The organism is Photobacterium sp. Hal280 (assembly GCF_037162255.1).
GTDB lineage: Bacteria > Pseudomonadota > Gammaproteobacteria > Enterobacterales > Vibrionaceae > Photobacterium.
Genome location: NZ_JARLUO010000003.1, coordinates 196,923 through 204,051 on the forward strand (window position 1 = coordinate 196,923; position 7,129 = coordinate 204,051).

A 7,129-nucleotide genomic window follows, 5' to 3' on the forward strand; every position below is an offset into this window, starting at 1 on the left:
TGTTGTATGGTTAAGCCTCACGGGCAATTAGTACAGGTTAGCTGAGCGCCTCACAACGCTTACACACCCTGCCTATCAACGTTCTAGTCTCGAACAGCCCTTCAGGAGGCTTAAAGCCTCAGGGATGACTCATCTCAGGGCTCGCTTCCCGCTTAGATGCTTTCAGCGGTTATCGATGCCGAACTTAGCTACCGGGCAATGCGTCTGGCGACACAACCCGAACACCAGCGGTTCGTTCACTCCGGTCCTCTCGTACTAGGAGCAACTCCCTTCAATCATCCAGCGCCCACGGCAGATAGGGACCGAACTGTCTCACGACGTTCTAAACCCAGCTCGCGTACCACTTTAAATGGCGAACAGCCATACCCTTGGGACCGACTTCAGCCCCAGGATGTGATGAGCCGACATCGAGGTGCCAAACACCGCCGTCGATATGAACTCTTGGGCGGTATCAGCCTGTTATCCCCGGAGTACCTTTTATCCGTTGAGCGATGGCCCTTCCATTCAGAACCACCGGATCACTATGACCTGCTTTCGCACCTGCTCGAACCGTCATTCTCGCAGTTAAGCGGGCTTATGCCATTGCACTAACCTCACGATGTCCGACCGTGATTAGCCCACCTTCGTGCTCCTCCGTTACGCTTTGGGAGGAGACCGCCCCAGTCAAACTACCCACCAGGCACTGTCCGCACCCCGGATAACGGGGCGACGTTAGAACATCAACACGACAAGGGTGGTATTTCAAGGACGGCTCCACAGATACTGGCGTACCTGCTTCGAAGCCTCCCACCTATCCTACACATGTAGGGTCAATGTTCAGTGCCAAGCTGTAGTAAAGGTTCACGGGGTCTTTCCGTCTAGCCGCGGGTACGCAGCATCTTCACTGCGATTTCAATTTCACTGAGTCTCGGGTGGAGACAGCGTGGCCATCATTACGCCATTCGTGCAGGTCGGAACTTACCCGACAAGGAATTTCGCTACCTTAGGACCGTTATAGTTACGGCCGCCGTTTACCGGGGCTTCGATCAAGAGCTTCTCCGAAGATAACCCCATCAATTAACCTTCCGGCACCGGGCAGGCGTCACACCGTATACGTCATCTTTCGATTTTGCACAGTGCTGTGTTTTTAATAAACAGTTGCAGCCACCTGGTATCTGCGACTCTCAGCAGCTCCATCCGCGAGGGACTTCACCGCCAAGAGCGTACCTTCTCCCGAAGTTACGGTACCATTTTGCCTAGTTCCTTCACCCGAGTTCTCTCAAGCGCCTTGGTATTCTCTACCCGACCACCTGTGTCGGTTTGGGGTACGATTGCTTATTATCTGAAGCTTAGAGGCTTTTCCCGGAAGCATGGCATCAATGACTTCATCACCGTAGTGACTCGACATCGGGTCTCAGCCTTAGTGCAGAACCGGATTTGCCTAATTCTGCAGCCTACACCCTTGAACCAGGACAACCGTCGCCTGGCCCACCTAGCCTTCTCCGTCCCCCCATCGCAATAATAAGCAGTACGGGAATATTAACCCGTTTCCCATCGACTACGCCTTTCGGCCTCGCCTTAGGGGTCGACTTACCCTGCCCCGATTAACGTTGGACAGGAACCCTTGGTCTTCCGGCGAGGGGGTTTTTCACCCCCTTTGTCGTTACTCATGTCAGCATTCGCACTTCTGATACGTCCAGCATGCCTTACAGCACACCTTCAACCGCTTACAGAACGCTCCCCTACCCAATACAATAAATTGCATTGCCGCAGCTTCGGTGTATCACTTAGCCCCGTTAAATCTTCCGCGCAGGCCGACTCGACCAGTGAGCTATTACGCTTTCTTTAAATGATGGCTGCTTCTAAGCCAACATCCTGGCTGTCTGAGCCTTCCCACATCGTTTCCCACTTAGTGATACTTTGGGACCTTAGCTGGCGGTCTGGGTTGTTTCCCTCTCCACGACGGACGTTAGCACCCGCCGTGTGTCTCCCGGATAGTACTTACTGGTATTCGGAGTTTGCAAAGGGTTGGTAAGTCGGGATGACCCCCTAGCCTTAACAGTGCTCTACCCCCAGTAGTATTCGTCCGAGGCGCTACCTAAATAGCTTTCGGGGAGAACCAGCTATCTCCAGGTTTGATTGGCCTTTCACCCCTAGCCACAAGTCATCCGCTAATTTTTCAACATTAGTCGGTTCGGTCCTCCAGTAAGTGTTACCTCACCTTCAACCTGCCCATGGCTAGATCACCTGGTTTCGGGTCTAATCCCAGCAACTGTACGCCCAGTTAAGACTCGGTTTCCCTACGGCTCCCCTATACGGTTAACCTTGCTACTGAAATTAAGTCGCTGACCCATTATACAAAAGGTACGCAGTCACACCACGAAGGTGCTCCTACTGCTTGTACGTACACGGTTTCAGGTTCTTTTTCACTCCCCTCACAGGGGTTCTTTTCGCCTTTCCCTCACGGTACTGGTTCACTATCGGTCAGTCAGGAGTATTTAGCCTTGGAGGATGGTCCCCCCATGTTCAGACAGGATAACACGTGTCCCGTCCTACTCGTTTTCACGCTTAAAGCATCGTCGGTTACGGGGCTGTCACCCTGTATCGCGGCCCTTTCCAGGGACCTTCACCTGACACTAAAAACGCTTAAGGGCTAATCCGGTTTCGCTCGCCGCTACTGCCGGAATCTCGGTTGATTTCTCTTCCTCGGGGTACTTAGATGTTTCAGTTCCCCCGGTTCGCCTCACCAGGCTATGTATTCACCTGATGATAACTGCTTATGCAGCTGGGTTTCCCCATTCGGAAATCGGTGACTCAAGTGGCTCTTACTGCCTCATCACCGCTTATCGCAAGTTAGTACGTCCTTCATCGCCTCTGACTGCCCAGGCATCCACCGTGTACGCTTAGTCACTTAACCATACAACCCCAAGAGGTTTCGTATGTTCAAACAACCAAGGTTGTGTCTCTGACAAAGAGACAATTGGTTTATTCGCCGGACTCATGTTGTCTTCACCGCAGTGAACACAACGAACACAAGACACTTGAATGTGTATTGCTTGAGAACTCTGTTTCTCTCGAAACAGTTTGTATCCAATCTCTAGGATTGAATTTACTAGTCAGCTTTCCAGATTGTTAAAGAGCATGTGAATTATCGACAGATAACCACTTTGTAACCACACTCGCCTTGTGCAAGGGAATGTACTTAAAGAGTGGTGGAGCTAAGCAGGATCGAACTGCTGACCTCCTGCGTGCAAGGCAGGCGCTCTCCCAGCTGAGCTATAGCCCCATCGAGTATTGCAAGAGTGTTGAACCACTGCATTTGGGAAGACAGTGGTGGGTCTGAGTGGACTTGAACCACCGACCTCACCCTTATCAGGGGTGCGCTCTAACCACCTGAGCTACAGACCCTTCTCTTGCGCTCTTAACGATTTCGACCAGGCAATCTGTGTGGACACTGCGTCAGCGACACAGTCTTTAGGTAAGGAGGTGATCCAGCCCCAGGTTCCCCTAGGGCTACCTTGTTACGACTTCACCCCAGTCATGAACCACACCGTGGTAAACGCCCTCCCGAAGGTTAAGCTATCTACTTCTGGTGCAGCCCACTCCCATGGTGTGACGGGCGGTGTGTACAAGGCCCGGGAACGTATTCACCGTGGCATTCTGATCCACGATTACTAGCGATTCCGACTTCATGGAGTCGAGTTGCAGACTCCAATCCGGACTACGACGTACTTTGTGGGATTCGCTCACTATCGCTAGCTTGCCGCCCTCTGTATACGCCATTGTAGCACGTGTGTAGCCCTACTCGTAAGGGCCATGATGACTTGACGTCGTCCCCACCTTCCTCCGGTTTATCACCGGCAGTCTCCCTGGAGTTCCCACCCGAAGTGCTGGCAAACAAGGATAAGGGTTGCGCTCGTTGCGGGACTTAACCCAACATTTCACAACACGAGCTGACGACAGCCATGCAGCACCTGTCTCAGAGTTCCCGAAGGCACCAATCCATCTCTGGAAAGTTCTCTGGATGTCAAGAGTAGGTAAGGTTCTTCGCGTTGCATCGAATTAAACCACATGCTCCACCGCTTGTGCGGGCCCCCGTCAATTCATTTGAGTTTTAATCTTGCGACCGTACTCCCCAGGCGGTCTACTTAACGCGTTAGCTCCGAAAGCCAGTGTTCAAGACACCAACCTCCAAGTAGACATCGTTTACGGCGTGGACTACCAGGGTATCTAATCCTGTTTGCTCCCCACGCTTTCGCATCTGAGCGTCAGTCTTTGTCCAGGGGGCCGCCTTCGCCACCGGTATTCCTTCAGATCTCTACGCATTTCACCGCTACACCTGAAATTCTACCCCCTCTACAAGACTCTAGCCTGCCAGTTCCAAATGCGATTCCGAGGTTGAGCCCCGGGCTTTCACATCTGGCTTAACACGCCGCCTGCATGCGCTTTACGCCCAGTAATTCCGATTAACGCTCGCACCCTCCGTATTACCGCGGCTGCTGGCACGGAGTTAGCCGGTGCTTCTTCTGCAGCTAACGTCAAAGATGGCATCTATTAAACACCAACTCTTCCTCACTGCTGAAAGTGCTTTACAACCCGAAGGCCTTCTTCACACACGCGGCATGGCTGCATCAGGGTTTCCCCCATTGTGCAATATTCCCCACTGCTGCCTCCCGTAGGAGTCTGGACCGTGTCTCAGTTCCAGTGTGGCTGATCATCCTCTCAGACCAGCTAGGGATCGTCGCCTAGGTGAGCCGTTACCCCACCTACTAGCTAATCCCACCTGGGCCAATCTTAGCGCGCGAGGCCCGAAGGTCCCCCGCTTTGCTCCGTAGAGATTATGCGGTATTAGCCATCGTTTCCAATGGTTATCCCCCACACTAAGGCATGTTCCCAGGCATTACTCACCCGTCCGCCGCTCGCCGCCCATCAACGCACCCGAAGGATTGTTGATGTCGCTGCCGCTCGACTTGCATGTGTTAGGCCTGCCGCCAGCGTTCAATCTGAGCCATGATCAAACTCTTCAATTAAAGTTTTGTTGCCTTCCCGAAGGAAAGCGGCTCAGTGATTACTGATGTTTCAACCGAAGTTGAAACGAATTGACTGTGCCGGTAACCCTTTTATAAAAGTGCTACCAATTGGTCACTCAGTTCACTGATAAATCTTTGATGACTGTATCATTGTCGAGTGCCCACACAGATTGCATGGTCAAATTGTTAAAGAACGTTGACTTTCAATGCGTTAGCACTGTGTGCTTCCGCCAGTCAGGACGCGTATAATACGCTTCCCTCGTTTCAAGTCAAGACAAAATTTTCATCTTTTTTCATCCCGGTCTGTCCCGGCCTGAAAGCAAAAAACTCTGTGTTGACTCCGCTCCCACCCGAAGGTCGGGAGCGAAGAAAAAGCCCGTCGCCGGACGGACTTTTCAAATAGGAAGCCTGGCGATGTCCTACTCTCACATGGGGAGACCCCACACTACCATCGGCGCTGCTGCGTTTCACGTCTGAGTTCGGCATGGGATCAGGTGGGTCCGCAACGCTATGGTCGCCAAGCAAATGCTTTCTCTACCGCCCGCAGGCGATAAATCACAATCTCGGAAATCTGACTAGTGTTCTCAGCACATCATTCAAGTGCTCATGGAGTCCGTAAAACCCCTTGGGTGTTGTATGGTTAAGCCTCACGGGCAATTAGTACAGGTTAGCTGAGCGCCTCACAACGCTTACACACCCTGCCTATCAACGTTCTAGTCTCGAACAGCCCTTCAGGAGGCTTAAAGCCTCAGGGATGACTCATCTCAGGGCTCGCTTCCCGCTTAGATGCTTTCAGCGGTTATCGATGCCGAACTTAGCTACCGGGCAATGCGTCTGGCGACACAACCCGAACACCAGCGGTTCGTTCACTCCGGTCCTCTCGTACTAGGAGCAACTCCCTTCAATCATCCAGCGCCCACGGCAGATAGGGACCGAACTGTCTCACGACGTTCTAAACCCAGCTCGCGTACCACTTTAAATGGCGAACAGCCATACCCTTGGGACCGACTTCAGCCCCAGGATGTGATGAGCCGACATCGAGGTGCCAAACACCGCCGTCGATATGAACTCTTGGGCGGTATCAGCCTGTTATCCCCGGAGTACCTTTTATCCGTTGAGCGATGGCCCTTCCATTCAGAACCACCGGATCACTATGACCTGCTTTCGCACCTGCTCGAACCGTCATTCTCGCAGTTAAGCGGGCTTATGCCATTGCACTAACCTCACGATGTCCGACCGTGATTAGCCCACCTTCGTGCTCCTCCGTTACGCTTTGGGAGGAGACCGCCCCAGTCAAACTACCCACCAGGCACTGTCCGCACCCCGGATAACGGGGCGACGTTAGAACATCAACACGACAAGGGTGGTATTTCAAGGACGGCTCCACAGATACTGGCGTACCTGCTTCGAAGCCTCCCACCTATCCTACACATGTAGGGTCAATGTTCAGTGCCAAGCTGTAGTAAAGGTTCACGGGGTCTTTCCGTCTAGCCGCGGGTACGCAGCATCTTCACTGCGATTTCAATTTCACTGAGTCTCGGGTGGAGACAGCGTGGCCATCATTACGCCATTCGTGCAGGTCGGAACTTACCCGACAAGGAATTTCGCTACCTTAGGACCGTTATAGTTACGGCCGCCGTTTACCGGGGCTTCGATCAAGAGCTTCTCCGAAGATAACCCCATCAATTAACCTTCCGGCACCGGGCAGGCGTCACACCGTATACGTCATCTTTCGATTTTGCACAGTGCTGTGTTTTTAATAAACAGTTGCAGCCACCTGGTATCTGCGACTCTCAGCAGCTCCATCCGCGAGGGACTTCACCGCCAAGAGCGTACCTTCTCCCGAAGTTACGGTACCATTTTGCCTAGTTCCTTCACCCGAGTTCTCTCAAGCGCCTTGGTATTCTCTACCCGACCACCTGTGTCGGTTTGGGGTACGATTGCTTATTATCTGAAGCTTAGAGGCTTTTCCCGGAAGCATGGCATCAATGACTTCATCACCGTAGTGACTCGACATCGGGTCTCAGCCTTAGTGCAGAACCGGATTTGCCTAATTCTGCAGCCTACACCCTTGAACCAGGACAACCGTCGCCTGGCCCACCTAGCCTTCTCCGTCCCCC

The 7,129-nt window shown here is 52.8% G+C and carries 2 tRNA genes and 4 rRNA genes; all 6 read right to left on the bottom strand.

Going from position 1 to position 7,129, the window contains the following annotated elements:
• Nucleotides 1–6: 6 nt before the first annotated feature.
• Nucleotides 7–2,896, bottom strand: a 23S ribosomal RNA gene (locus P4S53_RS08430).
• A gap of 293 nt (nucleotides 2,897–3,189) precedes the next feature.
• Nucleotides 3,190–3,265, bottom strand: a tRNA-Ala gene (locus tag P4S53_RS08435).
• 45 nt (nucleotides 3,266–3,310) lie between these two features.
• Nucleotides 3,311–3,387, bottom strand: a tRNA-Ile gene (locus P4S53_RS08440).
• Nucleotides 3,388–3,458: 71 nt separating this feature from the next.
• Nucleotides 3,459–5,009, bottom strand: a 16S ribosomal RNA gene (locus tag P4S53_RS08445).
• A 406-nt stretch (nucleotides 5,010–5,415) separates the two neighbouring features.
• Nucleotides 5,416–5,531 (bottom strand): 5S ribosomal RNA (rrf, locus tag P4S53_RS08450).
• A 114-nt stretch (nucleotides 5,532–5,645) separates the two neighbouring features.
• Nucleotides 5,646–7,129 (bottom strand): 23S ribosomal RNA (locus P4S53_RS08455); the annotation flags it as partial.